13 protein-coding genes and 1 riboswitch are annotated in these 15,222 nt (G+C 72.4%); of the genes, 8 read left to right on the top strand and 5 right to left on the bottom strand.

The features are described from left to right. Positions 1-261: 261 nt before the first annotated feature. Positions 262-425: riboswitch (cyclic di-AMP (ydaO/yuaA leader) on the top strand. Between the two features lie 12 nt (positions 426-437). After that, complete coding sequence (locus ACWGJB_RS34650) at positions 438-1,193, top strand: M23 family metallopeptidase (protein ID WP_453383999.1); 756 nt, start codon at positions 438-440, stop codon at positions 1,191-1,193. Positions 1,194-1,403: 210 nt separating this feature from the next. Continuing rightward, the gene (locus ACWGJB_RS34645; protein ID WP_351709601.1) at positions 1,404-2,099 is read left to right on the top strand and encodes a GntR family transcriptional regulator; all 696 of its coding nucleotides are present in this window, start codon (positions 1,404-1,406) and stop codon (positions 2,097-2,099) included. A 302-nt stretch (positions 2,100-2,401) separates the two neighbouring features. Here ACWGJB_RS34645 and ACWGJB_RS34640 read toward each other — a convergent pair whose 3' ends face one another. Beyond that, complete coding sequence (locus ACWGJB_RS34640) at positions 2,402-2,683, bottom strand: HPr family phosphocarrier protein (protein WP_351713809.1); 282 nt, start codon at positions 2,681-2,683, stop codon at positions 2,402-2,404. Between the two features lie 176 nt (positions 2,684-2,859). On the opposite strand from ACWGJB_RS34640, the gene ACWGJB_RS34635 reads away from it, so the two are divergent. The 4 genes from ACWGJB_RS34635 (at position 2,860) to ACWGJB_RS34620 (ending at position 8,427) form a co-directional block, all read left to right on the top strand. Next, a complete protein-coding gene (locus tag ACWGJB_RS34635) occupies positions 2,860-5,868 on the top strand; it encodes a GNAT family N-acetyltransferase (protein WP_453383998.1) in 3,009 nt (1,002 codons plus the stop codon). A gap of 81 nt (positions 5,869-5,949) precedes the next feature. Further along, positions 5,950-6,546 carry a DUF5998 family protein gene (locus tag ACWGJB_RS34630; RefSeq protein ID WP_352225937.1) on the top strand — a complete coding sequence of 199 codons (597 nt, stop codon included), beginning with the start codon at positions 5,950-5,952 and terminating at the stop codon, positions 6,544-6,546. Then, positions 6,546-7,739, top strand: coding sequence for an alkaline phosphatase family protein (locus ACWGJB_RS34625; protein ID WP_453383997.1), 1,194 nt, complete (start codon positions 6,546-6,548; stop codon positions 7,737-7,739). The genes ACWGJB_RS34630 and ACWGJB_RS34625 overlap by 1 nt, the downstream gene beginning before the upstream one ends. Positions 7,740-7,779: 40 nt before the next feature. After that, positions 7,780-8,427: a thymidine kinase gene (locus ACWGJB_RS34620; RefSeq protein ID WP_453383996.1), complete on the top strand. Its 648-nt coding sequence runs from the start codon at positions 7,780-7,782 to the stop codon at positions 8,425-8,427. Between the two features lies 1 nt (position 8,428). Here ACWGJB_RS34620 and ACWGJB_RS34615 read toward each other — a convergent pair whose 3' ends face one another. After that, positions 8,429-9,232: a VOC family protein gene (locus ACWGJB_RS34615; RefSeq protein WP_453383995.1), complete on the bottom strand. Its 804-nt coding sequence runs from the start codon at positions 9,230-9,232 to the stop codon at positions 8,429-8,431. A 309-nt stretch (positions 9,233-9,541) separates the two neighbouring features. Between ACWGJB_RS34615 and ACWGJB_RS34610 the strand changes: the two genes are divergently transcribed. Continuing rightward, positions 9,542-10,384, top strand: a complete 843-nt coding sequence (locus ACWGJB_RS34610; protein WP_453383994.1) for a sulfurtransferase — start codon at positions 9,542-9,544, stop codon at positions 10,382-10,384. Positions 10,385-10,453: 69 nt separating this feature from the next. Here the strand turns inward: ACWGJB_RS34610 and sepH are convergent, their stop codons facing one another. Continuing rightward, positions 10,454-11,488 (bottom strand): septation protein SepH, encoded by a 1,035-nt coding sequence (gene sepH / locus ACWGJB_RS34605; RefSeq protein WP_453383993.1) that lies wholly within the window; start codon positions 11,486-11,488, stop codon positions 10,454-10,456. Positions 11,489-11,959: 471 nt separating this feature from the next. Between sepH and ACWGJB_RS34600 the strand changes: the two genes are divergently transcribed. Beyond that, entirely contained in the window at positions 11,960-12,748 is a 789-nt protein-coding gene (locus ACWGJB_RS34600) for a hypothetical protein (protein WP_453383992.1), read from the top strand. On the opposite strand, the gene ACWGJB_RS34595 is transcribed toward ACWGJB_RS34600, so the two are convergent. Further along, the gene (locus ACWGJB_RS34595; protein WP_453383991.1) at positions 12,672-14,000 is read right to left on the bottom strand and encodes a D-arabinono-1,4-lactone oxidase; all 1,329 of its coding nucleotides are present in this window, start codon (positions 13,998-14,000) and stop codon (positions 12,672-12,674) included. The genes ACWGJB_RS34600 and ACWGJB_RS34595 overlap by 77 nt on opposite strands. Continuing rightward, positions 13,960-15,198 carry an MFS transporter gene (locus ACWGJB_RS34590; RefSeq protein ID WP_453383990.1) on the bottom strand — a complete coding sequence of 413 codons (1,239 nt, stop codon included), beginning with the start codon at positions 15,196-15,198 and terminating at the stop codon, positions 13,960-13,962. The genes ACWGJB_RS34595 and ACWGJB_RS34590 overlap by 41 nt, the downstream gene beginning before the upstream one ends. Positions 15,199-15,222: the final 24 nt, after the last annotated feature.

Here is a 15,222-nt window from a genome sequence, read left to right as displayed (position 1 = left end):
ACTGGGCCCCCCCGCCCCGCCACCGCCGCCGGCTGGCGGCGCGGGCCGCGCACACCCGCCCCGCGCGCCGCGCGCGCGCGCCCGCGCGCGGGCGCCCCCCCCCCCCCCCCCCCCCCCGCCGAATGTCCGAATTGGGGCGGAGGTTGCCTGTCTGCCCTGTGGGATGCGCGACAAAAACCGTGATCCGTTTGAGCATCGCGAGAACGTCCTCGTAGGTTCTTCCGGACTGTGCGTCAGGCAGTGCGCCGCGCCCGCGGCACCGGACAGTCATCGCCGAGTCCCCGTACGGCGCGAGCCAGGGGAGCCGGGGACCCATGCAGTCCCTGGGGTGAATCGGGCGCCCGCGCGAGCCGCGAGGGGGCCCGTAGGAGACCTTCCTGCTCCGAACCCGTCAGCTAACCCGGTAGGCGAGAGGGAAGGAAAGGACCAGCCTCTACATGGCGTTCATGTGCGCCTCCGGGAAGCATCGTCGCCCCGGCCGGGTGAAGCGCACCACCGCGCAGGCCGCCGGCATCGCGGCCCTCACCACCACGGGTGTCATCGGCACCGTCTCGGCCGCTCCGGCGCTGGCCGCGGAGAACTCCGTCGAGCAGACCGGCCTCACCCCGGTCATCACGGTCAGCGACTCGGTCGCCGACCAGATCGACGCCCAGGCTGCCGCGCAGGCGGCCGCCGCCGAGCGCAAGGCGGCCGAGGAGGCCGCGCGCAAGAAGGCCGCGGAGAAGGCCAAGAAGGAGCGCGAGGCCGAGGCCCGCGCCGCGCGGGCGGCCGAGCGCAAGCGCCTCAACGCCTTCGTCACGCCGATCTCCGACTCGTACGTCTCCACCGGGTACAAGACCGGCGGCTCCCTGTGGTCCTCCGGCGCTCACACCGGCATCGATTTCCATGCCGCCACCGGCACGGTGGTGCACGCGGTCGGTACCGGCACGGTGGTCTCCACCGGCTGGGGCGGGTCCTACGGCAACCAGATCGTCATCAAGATGGCCGACGGCATGTACACCCAGTACGGTCACCTGTCGTCGATCGGGGTCTCGGTGGGCCAGAAGGTCACCCCGGGCCAGCAGATCGGCCTCTCCGGCGCGACCGGCAACGTGACCGGCCCCCACCTCCACTTCGAGGCCCGCACGACCCCGGAGTACGGCTCGGACGTCGACCCGGTCGCCTATCTCCGCAAGCACGGCGTGAACGTCTGACCCGAGCACGGCGACGAACATGTGACGTCACCCGGCGAGAGCCCGAAGCCCCGGCCCCCGAGCCGGGGCTTTCGTCGTTTTCGTGACCCCGGTGTCCAAAAAATATGCATGGATTCAGGGCCCCCGTCGGAAATTCCCGCTCATTGCAATAGAGTCACGGAACGGATGCCACTCGGCGGCGTTTCACGGGGATTAAGGCGGAGGTCGGACATGCGTATTCCGGCGCACTCGGTATGCACGGCGATCCGGGACGACATCGTCGCGGGTGTCTACGAGCGCGGCAGCCGGCTCACCGAGGAACTCCTGGCCCGTCGCTACGGCGTCTCGCGCGTCCCCGTCCGCGAGGCCCTGCGCACCCTGGAGGCCGAGGGCTTCGTGGTGACGCGCCGGCATGCGGGCGCGTGCGTCGCGGAACCGACCGAGCAGGAGGCCGCCGACCTGCTGGAGATGCGCCTGCTCCTGGAGCCGCTCGGCGCCTCCCGGGCCGCCCAGCGCCGTACCGAGGCCCACCTCAAGGTGTTGCGGGGACTGGTCAGACTGGGCCAGGAACGGGCCCGCCGGGGCGGCAGCGAGGACCTGCGCTCGCTGGGCGGCTGGTTCCACGAGACGCTCGCCCAGGCCACCGGCAGCCACGCCCTGACCTCGACACTCACCCAGCTGCGGCACAAGATCGCCTGGATGTACGCCGTCGACGCGCCCGCCAACCCCGTGGAGTCCTGGGCCGAGCACGGTGCCATCGTGGACGCGGTGACGCGCGGCGACAGTGAGCGCGCGCGGGCGATCACCGCGCTGCACACCGAGCGTTCCGCGGTCTCCCACCGGCTGCGCTTTTCCGGCGGCACGGACCGGGCCAACGGTGTGAGGACTTCGCAACATCCCGTAAACATGTCGGGCCTGCGGCATTAACACGGGCGCCGTATACAAAGAGGTGTTATTCGGTGGAGCGGTATTTCCGTGGCCCTCTGTCGGGCTCCGCCGCCCTTATTTCGTGCGCGCCCGGAATTTCTGAAGGCGCGCCTTCGGTGTGCCCTGTGCGGAATTAACTATGCCCGGTGCAAAGTCCGGCCCCGATAAAGGGCGGCCGTTCATAAAGACCGGCTCCGGGTGGCGGCATGGCGGGATCTCCGGGTGACGTCACGGCGGGAACGGCGAGGCCGCGCCGCCCCCGGAGGGGTGGCGCGGCCTCGGTCGTGCGGGCGCTGTGGCGCTCAGACGGTCTCGGGGAGCTCCTCGAGACCCTCGGCGACCAGCTTGGCCAGGCGGTCGAGGGCGGCGTCCGCACCCTCGGCGTCGGAGGCGAGGACGATCTCCTCGCCGCCCTGGGCGCCCAGGCCCAGGACAGCCAGCATGGAGGCCGCGTTGACGGGGTTGCCCCCGGCCTTGGCGATCGTCATCGGGACGCCTGCGGCCGTGGCGGCTCGGACGAAGATGGAAGCGGGGCGGGCGTGGAGGCCCTCGGCCCAGCCGACGTTGACGCGGCGCTCAGCCATGTGATGCTGCCCTTCGGTGTTCAGGGTTGTCTAGACCAGTTTCCCATATCGTGAAGCATGCCCGGAGCGGACGTAAGTCCCTCCGGGTGTGTCGTCGGACCGCGGCCTCGGTCCGACTCCCGTCCTCCACAGACTGCCTCGCGCCACTGTCGGACGCGAGCCGTACTCTGGGGCCCATGCAGACCCCGGCGGACCGACAGGACGGGCACGCGTACCCCTCCCACTGGGAGGCGGACGTGGTGCTGCGCGACGGTGGTACCGCGCGCGTCCGGCCCATCACCGTTGATGACGCCGACCGCCTGGTCAGCTTCTACGAGCAGGTCTCGGACGAGTCGAAGTACTACCGCTTCTTCGCGCCCTACCCCAGGCTCTCCGCCAAGGACGTCCACCGCTTCACGCACCACGACTTTGTGGACAGGGTGGGGCTCGCGGCCACCATCGGCGGCGAGTTCATCGCAACCGTACGCTATGACCGCATTGGCGCCGACGGTATGCCCGCCTCCGCGCCCGCCGACGAGGCCGAGGTCGCCTTCCTCGTCCAGGACGCCCACCAGGGCCGGGGCGTCGCCTCCGCCCTCCTGGAGCACATCGCGGCCGTCGCGCGGGAGCGCGGTATCCGCCGGTTCGCCGCCGAGGTGCTGCCCGCCAACAGCAAGATGATCAAGGTGTTCACGGACGCCGGCTACACCCAGCAGCGCAGCTTCGAGGACGGCGTGGTCCGCCTGGAGTTCGACCTGGAGCCCACCGACCGCTCGGTCGCCGTCCAGCGCGCACGTGAGCAGCGGGCGGAGGCCCGTTCGGTGCGACGGCTCCTGACCCCCGGTGCGGTGGCCGTGATCGGCGTCGGCCGGACGCCCGGCGGCGTCGGCCGCAGCGTCCTCGGCAACCTCCGGGACGCCGGCTTCACCGGCCGCCTGCACGCCGTGAACCAGGCCTTCCCCGAGGACCTCAAGGAGGTCGACGGGGTGCCCGCGCACCGCTCCGTGCGTGACATCGACGGACCGGTCGACCTCGCCGTGGTCGCCGTACCCGCCGAGCAGGTCCCGGACGCCGTCACCGACTGCGGCGAACACGGCGTCCAGGGGCTCGTCGTCCTCGCCGCCGGATACGCGGAGAGCGGCCCGGACGGCCGCGAACGCCAGCGCGAACTCGTCCGGCACGCGCGCACGTACGGCATGCGGATCATCGGGCCGAACGCCTTCGGGATCATCAACACCGCCGACGACGTACGGCTGAACGCCTCCCTCGCGCCCGAGATGCCCCGCCCCGGCCGGATCGGCCTCTTCGCCCAGTCCGGCGCCATCGGGATCGCCCTGCTGTCCCGGCTGCACCGGCGCGGCGGCGGCGTCACCGGCACCACGGGCGTGTCGACCTTCGTGTCGTCCGGCAACCGCGCGGACGTCTCCGGCAACGACGTCCTCCAGTACTGGTACGACGACGCCGAGACCGATGTCGTCCTCATGTACCTGGAGTCCATCGGCAACCCGCGCAAGTTCACCCGCCTCTCGCGGCGTACGGCGGCGGCGAAGCCGCTGGTCGTGGTGCAGAGTGCCGGTTCGGCGCCGCAGGGGCACGCGGTACGGGCCACGCGGCTGCCGCACGCCACGGTGTCCGCGCTGCTCCGGCAGGCCGGGGTGATCCGCGTCGACACGATCACGGAGCTGGTCGACGCGGGGCTGCTGCTCGCCCGGCAGCCGCTGCCGGCCGGGCCCAGGGTGGCGATCCTCGGGAACTCCGAATCGCTCGGGCTGCTGACGTACGACCGCTGCCTGGCGGAGGGGCTGCGGCCGGCGCCGCCGCTGGACCTGACGACCATGGCGACCCCCGCGGACTTCCACCGGGCGCTGTCCCGGGCGCTGGCGGACGAGTCGTGCGACGCGGTGGTCGTCACGGCCATTCCGACGATCGGGGAGGGGGCGGTCGGGGACGCGGAGCTGGCGGAGGCCCTGCGGTCGGCGGCCGAGGGGGCGCACGGGAAGCCGGTGCTGGTGGTGCACGTGGAGCTCGGGGGGCTGGCGGAGGCGCTTTCGGCCGCGGGCCGCACCGCACCGCAGGTCATGGCACCCGGCGCCGCCGGCGGTGCCCACCGGTTCCGCCCCGCACCGGCGGAGGCAGGAGCCGAGCCGCCCCCCACCGAGCCGCCCCCCACCGAGGCAACGGCACGACCGAGCATGCCGTCCGCCGAGGCAATGGCACGACCGAGCACTCCGCCCACCGCGGCGACGGCACGACCGAGCACGCCCCCGTCCGCCGCCGGAGCCGCCCGGACACCCCCCGCCGCCGTCACCGAGGCTGTCCAGCCGCCCACCCCCCACCCCTGCTCCCGGCTGATCCCCGCCTACCCCGCCGCCGAGCGTGCCGTCCGGGCCCTCGCCGAAGCCGTGAAGTACGCGCAGTGGCGGCGGGAGGCCGCCGATCCCGGGAAGGTGCCCGAGTACGACGACATCGACGAGAAGGGGGCCGCCGAGCTGATCGGCGCGCTGCTGGAGCGCGGGGAGGGGCTCAACCTCGGGACCGAGGAGACCTGCGCGCTCCTCGGCAGGTACGGCGTCGCCGTGCACCGCGCGCTGCCCGCCCCCACCCCCGAGGCCGCCGCCGTGGCCGCCCGCGACCTCGGCTACCCGGTCGCCCTGAAGGCCACCGCCCCGCACCTGCGCCACCGCGCCGACCTGGGCGGGGTACGGCTCGACCTGGCGGACGAGGAGCAACTGCGCCGGGCGTACGCCGAGTTGACCGAGCTGTTCGGGCCGCCGCAGGAGCTGCGCCCGGTGGTGCAGCGGATGGCACCCCGGGGTGTCGACACCGTCGTACGGGCCGTGATCGACCCGGCGGCCGGGGCCGTGCTGTCCTTCGGGCTGGCCGGGGCCGCCTCGCAGCTGCTCGGGGACACGGCCCACCGGCTGGTTCCGGTGACGGACCGGGACGCGACCTCGCTGGTGCGGTCGATCCGGACCGCCCCCCTGCTGTTCGGCTGGCGCGGCTCGACCCCCGTCGACACGCCCGCCCTGGAGGAACTGCTGCTGCGCGTCTCCAGACTGGTCGACGACCATCCCGAGGTGGTCGCGGTCACCCTGGAACCGGTCGTGGTCGCCCGGCACGGCGTCAGCGTCCTCGGTGCCACCGTCCGCCTCGCGCCGCCGCCCGCCCGCGACGACCTGGGCCCGCGGACCCTGCCCGCCTACTGACCGCGGCGAACACCCCCTCCCCTGGTGGCTTTCCACCAGGGTGCGTCGACTGGCCCGGACCCCCCTTGCCCACGGATTAGGATGGACGCCATGGCCAAGACCAGTACGACGACCCAGGGGCTGCGCGTCGCGATCGAGCGCAGCGGCTACTACCCGGCCCTCGTGGCCGAGGCGGTGGAGGCTGCCGTGGGCGGTGAGCCGATCCGGTCGTACCTGGTCCACCAGGAGACGACGTTCGACCAGAACGAGGTGCGGCGGCATGTGACCGTGCTCGTCCTCACCGGCAACCGCTTCATCGTCAGCCACACCGACGAGCAGGCCGCCGACAGCACCTCCCCGACGCCGTACGCCACCACCTCGACGGAGTCGGTCAAACTCGGCCGGATCTCGTCGGTCGTGGTCAGCCGGGTGGTGGCCAACCCGGAGCAGTACACGCCGGGCACCCTGCCCCGCGAGATCGTGCTGACCATCGGCTGGGGTGCCGTCTCCCGTATCGACCTGGAGCCCGCCGCCTGCGGCGACCCCAACTGCGAGGCCGACCACGGCTACACGGGCAACTCCACGGCGGACGACCTGAGCCTGCGTGTCAGCGAGGCGGGGGACGGCCCGGAGACGGTGCGCCAGGCGCTCGCCTTCGCCCAGGCCATCTCCGAGGCGACCGCGGACGTCACGCACTGATGGCGTACGCCGCCTGGGACCACCCGGAACCGCTCGCCCTCGGCTCCGCGCCGCTGCCCGAGTACGGCAGCGGTTCCCTCGCCGACCTGCTGCCCACCCTGGCCGCCGGGATGGCCGTACCCGGAATGACCGCGTCGATCACGGAACTGACCGCGGCCGACCGGAACTGCGTCTTCCTGGTCGACGGTCTGGGCTGGGAGCAGCTCAGGTCCCACCCGGACGAGGCGCCCTTCCTGGCCTCGCTGCTCGGCAGTTCACGCGGCGGCACCGGACGGCCGATCACCGCCGGCTACCCGGCGACCACCGCCACCTCCCTCGCCTCCGTCGGCACCGGCCTGCCGCCCGGCGCGCACGGCCTGCCCGGCTACACCGTCCGTAACCCGGCCACCGGCGAGCTGATGAACCAGCTGCGCTGGCAGCCGTGGAGCGACCCGGCCGCCTGGCAGCCGTACCCCACCGTCTTCCAGCTCGCCGCCGACGCCGGCGTGCACTCGGCCCAGGTGTCCTCCCCGACCTTCGAGCGCACCCCGCTCACCAAGGTGGCGCTCAGCGGCGGAACGTTTCACGGCCGGCTGACCGGCGAGGAGCGGATGGACTTCGCCGCCGAGCAACTGGCCGCCGCCGACCGCTCCCTGGTGTACACGTACTACGCCGAGCTGGACGGTGCCGGGCACCGCTACGGCGTCGACTCCGACACCTGGCGCGGTCAGCTGATGCACGTCGACCGCCTGGTGCAGCGGCTCGCCGAGCAGCTCCCGCCGCGCAGCGCGCTGTACGTCACCGCCGACCACGGCATGCTCGACGTGCCGTTCGACGAGCAGCACCGCATCGACTTCGACGAGGACTGGGAGCTGCGGGCCGGGGTCGCCCTGCTCGGCGGCGAGGGCCGGGCACGGCACGTGTACGCGGTCCCCGGCGCGGCGAGCGACGTCCTGACCTGCTGGCGCGAGGTGCTCGGCGAGCAGTTCTGGGTGGCCTCCCGGGACGAGGCGATCGCGGCCGGCTGGTTCGGCCCGCCGGACCGGTTCGACGAACGGGTGTACGAGCGGATCGGCGATGTGGTCGCGGCGGCGCACGACGACGTCCTGATCATCGCCTCCGAACGGGAGCCCAAGGAGTCGGCGATGGTCGGCAACCACGGTTCGATGACCCCCGTCGAGCAGCTCGTCCCGCTGCTCGAAGTACGCTCCTAGCGCCCCTCGTCCCACCTCTCCGAAAGGTGTTCAACTCCCCATGCCCGAGCTGGTCTTCTTCTCCGGAACGATGGACTGCGGGAAGTCGACCCTGGCTCTGCAGATCGAGCACAACCGGTCGGCCCGCGGTCTCGTCGGCATGATCTTCAGCCGTGACGACCGCGCCGGCCACGGCAAGCTGTCCTCCCGCCTCGGCCTGGTCACCGACGCCGTGGAGGTCGAGGACGGCCAGGACCTGTACGCGTACCTGGTCGACCATCTCTCGCAGGGCGGCCGCGCGGACTACGTCATCGCCGACGAGGCGCAGTTCCTGGTGCCGGAGCAGATCGACCAGCTCGCCCGCGTGGTGGACGATCTGGGACTGGACGTCTACGCCTTCGGCATCACCACCGACTTCCGCTCCAAGCTGTTCCCCGGCTCCCAGCGGCTGGTGGAGCTGGCCGACCGGGTCGAGGTGCTCCAGGTCGAGGCCCTGTGCTGGTGCGGCGCCCGTGCCACCCACAACGCCCGTACGGTGGGCGGCGAGATGGTCGTCGAGGGTGCCCAGGTGGTCGTGGGCGATGTCAACGAGTCGGCCGGGAAGGTCGGTTACGAGGTGCTGTGCCGCCGCCACCACCGGCGCCGGATGACCGCCGCGTCTGCCCACGCGGCGGCCCTCTCCCCGGACGTCCTGCCCGTCACGACCTGACTCAGCGCGGGCTCTCGATCACGGAGAAGACCGCGCCCTCCGGGTCGGCCACGGTGGCGACCCGGCCGTGTGCGCTGTCCCGGGCCGGCTTCAGCACCTGTCCGCCCAGCTCGGCGACCTCGCGCAGGGTCGCGTCCGCGTCGGCCACCTCGAAGTAGGTCAGCCAGTGCGGCCCCCGGTCCCGCGGCAGCGAGAGGCCGACCCCGTGGATGCCGGCCACCGGGCGGCCCTCGACGTTCAGGGTCACGTAGTCGAAGTCGGCGGACACCACCGGCTCCTCCTCGTAACCGAACACCGCTTCGTAGAACTTGGCGACGCTCGCGGTCTCGAAGGTGAGCAGCTCGTTCCAGGCGGGCGTGCCGGGGACACCGGTGACGGCTGTGCCGAGGTGGGCGGAGGCCTGCCAGATGCCGAACACCGCGCCCGACGGGTCGGAGCCGATGGCCATCCGCCCGGCCTCGGCCGCGTCCAGCGGGCCGACGCCCACCGTGCCGCCGCACAGCCGGGCCGTCTCGGCGGTCAGGTCCACGTCCTCCGAGGCGAAGTACGGCGTCCAGACGATCGGCAGCTGGCGGTCCGGCGGCAGCTGCCCGATGCCCGCGACCTCCTGCCCGTCGAGCAGGGCCCGGACGTAGGGGCCGAGCTGCTGCGGCCCGGGCTGGAACTCCCAGCCGAACAGGGCCTCGTAGAACTCCTCGGTCGCGGTCAAGTCGTGCACCATCAGACTCACCCAGCAGGGGGTGCCGGGCGTGCGCCGAGCGTGTGTACCGCCGTTCGGGCCGGCCGATCCCCGTACCTCGGTCATCGTCACTCTCTCCTCGGCCCCTCGCGGTGGCCGTGTCGCTTCTCCGGACCGGCTGTGCCGCAACCGCGGGCACGCCCCGTGCCGATGCTCGCACCCTCCGTGGCGTCCTGCGTCCAGGCGGTGGCGGCGGCCTTCGCCGCGAGGATGCCTGATCTGCCGTTTCTCGCCCGTTTCCGGGCGATTGCCGCCGGGTGTCCATCAGCCGTACAGCATGTGCCCGATCCCGTACGCCCGGTGATCGAGCCTGTCCGGCCGAGCAGAGTAGTCGGACCTGGACGATGCGGCCACCCCTGGCGTAAGGATGGGGCCATGGAAGCCATCATCACCGCAACCGAACTCGCCGCCGACCTGGCCGGGCCGAACCCGCCCGTGCTGCTGGACGTGCGCTGGCAGCTGACCACGCAGGGCGGCGCGGCCTTCGACGGCCGGGCCGAGTACGCCGCCGGGCACCTTCCGGGCGCCGGCTACGTCGACCTGGACACGGAACTGGCCGCAGCGCCCGGCGAGCGCGGCCGGCATCCCCTGCCCGACCTGGCCGTCTTCGGGGCGGCGATGCGCCGTGCGGGTGTGTCGGCGGGCCGGCCGGTGGTCGTGTACGACGGCGGACACGGCTGGGCGGCGGCGCGCGCCTGGTGGCTGCTGCGCTGGACGGGTCACCCGGATGTGCGGGTCCTGGACGGTGGGTTGCCGTCCTGGGAAGGCGCTCTTTCGGCTGACGTGGCCGAGCCGGCCGAGGGTGACTTCGAACCGGCGCCCGGGGCGCTGGAGTTGCTCGACGCGGACGGGGCGGCCGCGCTGGCCCGCGCGGGTCTGCTGTTCGACGCCCGTGCGGGGGAGCGGTACCGGGGTGAGGTGGAGCCGATCGACCGGATCGGCGGCCACATCCCGGGCGCCGTCTCCGCGCCGACCACCGAGAACGTCGGCCCGGACGGCCGTTTCCTGTCCGCCGGGGAGCTGAGTGACCGTTTCAAGGCGCTGGGCGCCTCCGCGGCGGCCCCGGTGGGCGTCTACTGCGGCTCGGGCGTCTCGGCCGCCCACGAGGTGCTGGCGCTGGCCGTGGCGGGCATTCCGGCGGCGCTGTACGTCGGTTCGTGGTCGGAGTGGTCCGCGGACCCGTCCCGTCCGGTCGCGGTCGGCCCCGAACCGCAGTAGGGCAGCGAGAAGAGGGGGCACGCGCGCGTGCCCCCTCTTCGCATGGTCGTACGAGTCCTGCTGCTCCTGCTATTCCTGCTTCTTGCGCCGCGTCCCGAAGACGATCTCGTCCCAGCTCGGCACCGCGGCCCGGCGGCCGGGGCGCACGCCGTCGGCCTCGGCCTGGCGGTCGGTGGCGCCGGTCAGCCGGTCGCGGTGGCTGCCGACGGAGCGCGGCATGAGGACGTCCGCGTAGGCGGAGCCGGCCGAGGCCGCGGGGGCCGGGGGCTCCTCCGCCGCCGGTTCCGGAGCGGGCTCCTCCGGGACGACCTCCGCCGGGCGCTCCGGGACCACCATGTCGCCCCGGAAGCTCGGTACCGCCTCCAGCAGGCTGGTCAGTGAGTCCCGCTCGCCGGCCGTCTCCTCGACCGGTTCGGCCGACTGTGCGGGCAGGCTCGGCCGGTCCCGGTCGCCGGAACGGTCCAACGGGCGGTCACGCGGCAGCCGCGCGATCCGCGGCACGAACGGAAAGCTGGGCTCCGGTACGGCGAGGTCGTCGGACTCGCCGATCAGCGAGCGCGCCTCGTCGTCGACGGCCTGGACCAGCCGCCGGGGCGGGTCGTAGGTCCAGCTCGCCGAGTGCGGTTCGCTCGCGACCCGGTAGACGAGGAGGACTTCCCAGGTGCCGTCGTCGCGCCGCCAGGAGTCCCACTGCACGGTGTCCTTGTCGGCACCGCGCAGCACCAGCCGCTCCTGGACGGCCTCGCCGAGCAGCGGCCCGGAGTTCTCGCCCGGCCGACGGACCGGCGTCTTGCGGGCTCGCTCGGCCATGAAGGCGCGCTCGGCCAGTACCGGACCCTCGAAGCGCCGCACCCGGTCGACGGGGATCCCGGCCAGTTGGGCGACCTCTTCCGCGGTCGCACCTGCCCGTATCCGCGCCTGGATGTCTCGGGGCCGGAGATGGCTCTCGACCTCGATCTCGATCTGGCCGAGCCGGGGCCGGTCGCCGCGTACGGCGGCGCGGAGCCGTTCGTCGATCGGAAGCGTGTACTCCGTAGAGTCGGCAGCCTTGAGCACCAGCCGTGTGCCGTCATTGGAGACGGCCACGACACGCAGTTCGGGCATGGGGACCTCCCGGGTGGTGCCTGCCGACGTCACGTGCGTCGCTGCTTCCGCTAGTCGAGTGTGGCCTGCCCGGGTGCAGCCTGCCACAACCTTGCCGAGTTGCCCGGCGTGTCGGGCACGGGCCCGGGTACGCCGTTATGGCACGGTTACCTATTCGCAACGCTAAGTGACCAACTCCGTCACCCTGTGCAACTAGCCCCCTCCCGGCGGTCCTGCAAGGCCCCGGACGCCCTGGCGGGAGACCGGACCCAGGGCTCGCAACAGTACTCCATTCGGGCCACGTGCGTGGATTGGCGCGCCGCCCAACTTCTGGCAACGAGCCGCCCCCGGCCCCCGGTTGCCCACTTCGGGCGATCTTGAACGTGGCGTACTTCACGCAATCCGCAGAAACGGAACTAATGGTTTCGTCCGTACGTCCCTTTCTTGTGCAGTCGATCGAACAAGTGCGGGAAGGGCAGGCAAGGTTCGGGAATGCGTGAAAGGCCCGGTTCCGGTGACCAGATCAGTGCGGGGGAGGAGGTGAAGGGGAGTTCGAAGCGGATCGACCTCAGCGTGCCCCAGGTCGCGGGCAGCGCGGTGGCCGCGGTCGTGGCCGCCAAACTCGCGTCCTATGTAGGGGTGTACGGCACGATCCTCGGCGCCGGAGTCGTCAGTGTGATCGCCACCTGCGGCGGCACCCTGTTCCAGCACTTCCTCAAGCGCACCGGTGAACAGCTGCGCGACGCGACGGTGGTCCCCCGGCCCCGGGAGCAAGCGCCCCCGGCGCCCGGCGAGTTCACCGAGGGCACCGTCTACCGCGCCCGGGTGTGGACCTGGCGCCGCCCGGTGTTCGCGGCGGCCCTGGTGTTCGTGGTGGCCATGGCCGGCATCACGACCTGCGAACTGGTCTCCGGCAGCAGCTTCAGCGGCGGCTCCGGTACGACGGTCAGCGGCGCCGTCACCGGCGACACCGGGTCCTCGAAGTCGTCGGACCCCTCGGATCCCGCCGATCCCGCGGACCCTTCGGGCTCCGCCGACCCGAACTCCGGTGAGGGCACGGGCACTTCGCCGACCCCGTCGCCGTCGTCGTCCCCGGACGCGGCACGGTCACCGGCGAGCGAGGGCGCCACGACGCCGGCACCGTCCCCGAGCGAGTCCGCGAGCGGGGAGCCGAGTACGGCCCCCTCGCCGGCGGGGTCCTCGGCTACGGGCCCAGGACCCTCCGCAAGTAGTCGTTCTGGAACAGCCGGTCCGGATCGAGGCGATCCCGCAGCGCGGTGAACTCGCCGAACCGCGGGTAGGTCTTGGCGAAGTACTCCGCGTCCCTGGTGTGCACCTTGCCCCAGTGCGGACGGCCGTCGTGCGCGGTGAAGATGCGCTCGGCGGCGGTGAAGTACGCCTGGTACGGGGTGCCCCGGAACATGTGCACCGCGACGTAGGCGCTGTCCCGGGCGGAGGCGGTGGACAGGGCGATGTCGTCGGCCGGGGCGGTGCGGACCTCGACCGGGAAGTTGATCCTGAGACCGGAACGGTCGACCATCGCCTTCAGTTCCCGCAGCGTGTCCACCAGGGCCTCGCGCGGCACGGCGTACTCCATCTCCACGAAGCGCACCCGGCGCGGGGATGTGAAGACCTTGTAGGGGATGTCCGTGTACGACCGCGCGGACAGTGCCCTGCTGGAGATCCGGGCGGCCGTCGGTACGACGGCGGGCACCGCACGGCCGAGCAACTGCACGCCGTGGAAGAGGCCGTTGGAGAGGAACTCGTCCTCGAACCAGCCGGCCAGCTGCCCCACCGGCTGCGGCGGGCCCGCGCTGCGGTTGTTGCGCTTGGTGTTGGTGTTGCCCGTGTGCGGGAACCAGTAGAACTCGAAGTGCTCGTTCTCGGTCCAGTGCTGGTCGAACTCGGCGAGGACCCGGTCCAGGGGCATCGGCTCCTCCCGCGCGGAGAGCAGGAAGAGCGGCTCCACGGCGAACGTGATCGCGGTGACGATCCCGAGCGCGCCGAGACCGATCCGCGCGGCCGCGAAGATCGCGCGTTCTTCTTCGGTCCCCTTCTCGGAGCAGGTGAGCACCGAGCCGTCGGCGGTGACCAGTTCGAGTTCCCGGATCTGGGCGGCGAGCGAGGCGGACTCGCGGCCCGTGCCGTGGGTGCCGGTGCTGGTGGCCCCGGAGACCGTCTGCTCCATGATGTCGCCCATGTTGGTCAGCGACAGGCCCTCGCGGGCCAGGGCCACATTGAGTCTCTTGAGCGGGGTGCCGGCCTCGACCGTGACGGTCATGGCTTTACGGTCGATATTGCGGATCCCGGTCAACAGCTGAGGGCGGATCGAGACGCCGTCGGTCGCGGCGATCGAGGTGAAGGAGTGGCCGCTGCCGACCGCCTTCACCTTCAGGCCGTCCTCCGCCGCCCGCCGTACGGCCGCAGCCAGCTCGTCCACGGAGGCGGGCGTGACCTCCCGCGCGGGGCGGACGGTGACATTCCCTCCCCAGTTACGCCACGTGCCGCTCTTCCCGCTCGCTGTACTGCTCAACGGTGCCTCCCCGACCCGTGACCGGCCTGTTGAGCCGGCGGTACCCGAGGAAACCGACCGCAACCGCGACGGCCCCGGACACGGCCGGAACCCCGTACCCGGCGCGGGCCCCGGCAGCGTCGATCACCCAGCCGGCGACCGAGGAGCCGAGCGCCACCCCGACCGCGAGGCCGGTGCTCACCCAGGTCATGCCCTCGGTGAGCTTCGCGCGAGGTACGTGCTTTTCGATGAGGGACATCGCCGTGATCATCGTCGGCGCGATGGACAGGCCCGCAACGAACAGCGCCACGGCCAGAAGCGGCAAGTTTCCGACCAGTAGGAGGGGGATCATACTCACGGCCATCGCACATATGCCCAGCAGCCACCTTTGTTCCGGCTTCCCCGCGAACCGCATCAGGCCGAAGACCGCCCCGGCCAGACAGGAGCCCGCCGCGTACAGCGCCAGGACCACGCTCGCGGCGCCCTTGTGGCCGCGTTCGTCGGCGAAGGCGACGGTCACCACGTCCACCGCCCCGAAGATCGCTCCGGTGGCCACGAAGGTCGCCACCAGTACCTGGAGGCCGGGCGCGCGCAGCGCGGAACCGCGGGTGTGGTGCTCGCGCGGGTGCGGTGCGGGCTCGGTGGCGCGCTGGGAGGTCAGCCAGAAGACGCCGGCGGCCAGGAAGCAGGCGGCCAGCAGCGGCCCCGCCTCCGGGAACCAGACCGTGGACAGGCCGATGGAGATGATCGGCCCGAAGATGAAGCAGACCTCGTCGATGACGGACTCGAACGAGTAGGCGGTGTGCAGCTGCGGGGTGCCCCGGTAGAGGGCGGCCCAGCGGGCCCGGATCATCGCGCCCAGGCTCGGCACCGCGCCGATCCCGGCGGCGCAGACGAACAGCAGCCAGTCCGGCCACCCGTAGTGCGCGGCGAAGAGGAGTCCGGCCGCCGCCGCCAGCGCGAGCAGGGTCGCGGGACGCAGCACACGGCGCTGGCCGTACTGGTCGACCAGCCGGGACACCTGCGGGCCGACCGCGGCGGCGGCGAGCGCGATGGTGGCCGAGAGCGCGCCCGCGAGGCCGTACCGCCCGGTGAGCTGGGAGATCATCGTGACCACGCCGATGCCCATCATGGACAGCGGCATCCGGCCGACGAAGCCCGCGGCGGAGAAGCCCTTGGTGCCGGGAAGGGCGAACAGGGCGCGATAGGGGCTGGGCACGGGGGTCTCCGACGGCTGGGTAAG

This window comes from Streptomyces sp. NPDC054813, assembly GCF_053611365.1.
This window is presented reverse-complemented; position numbering and strand designations above follow the sequence as displayed.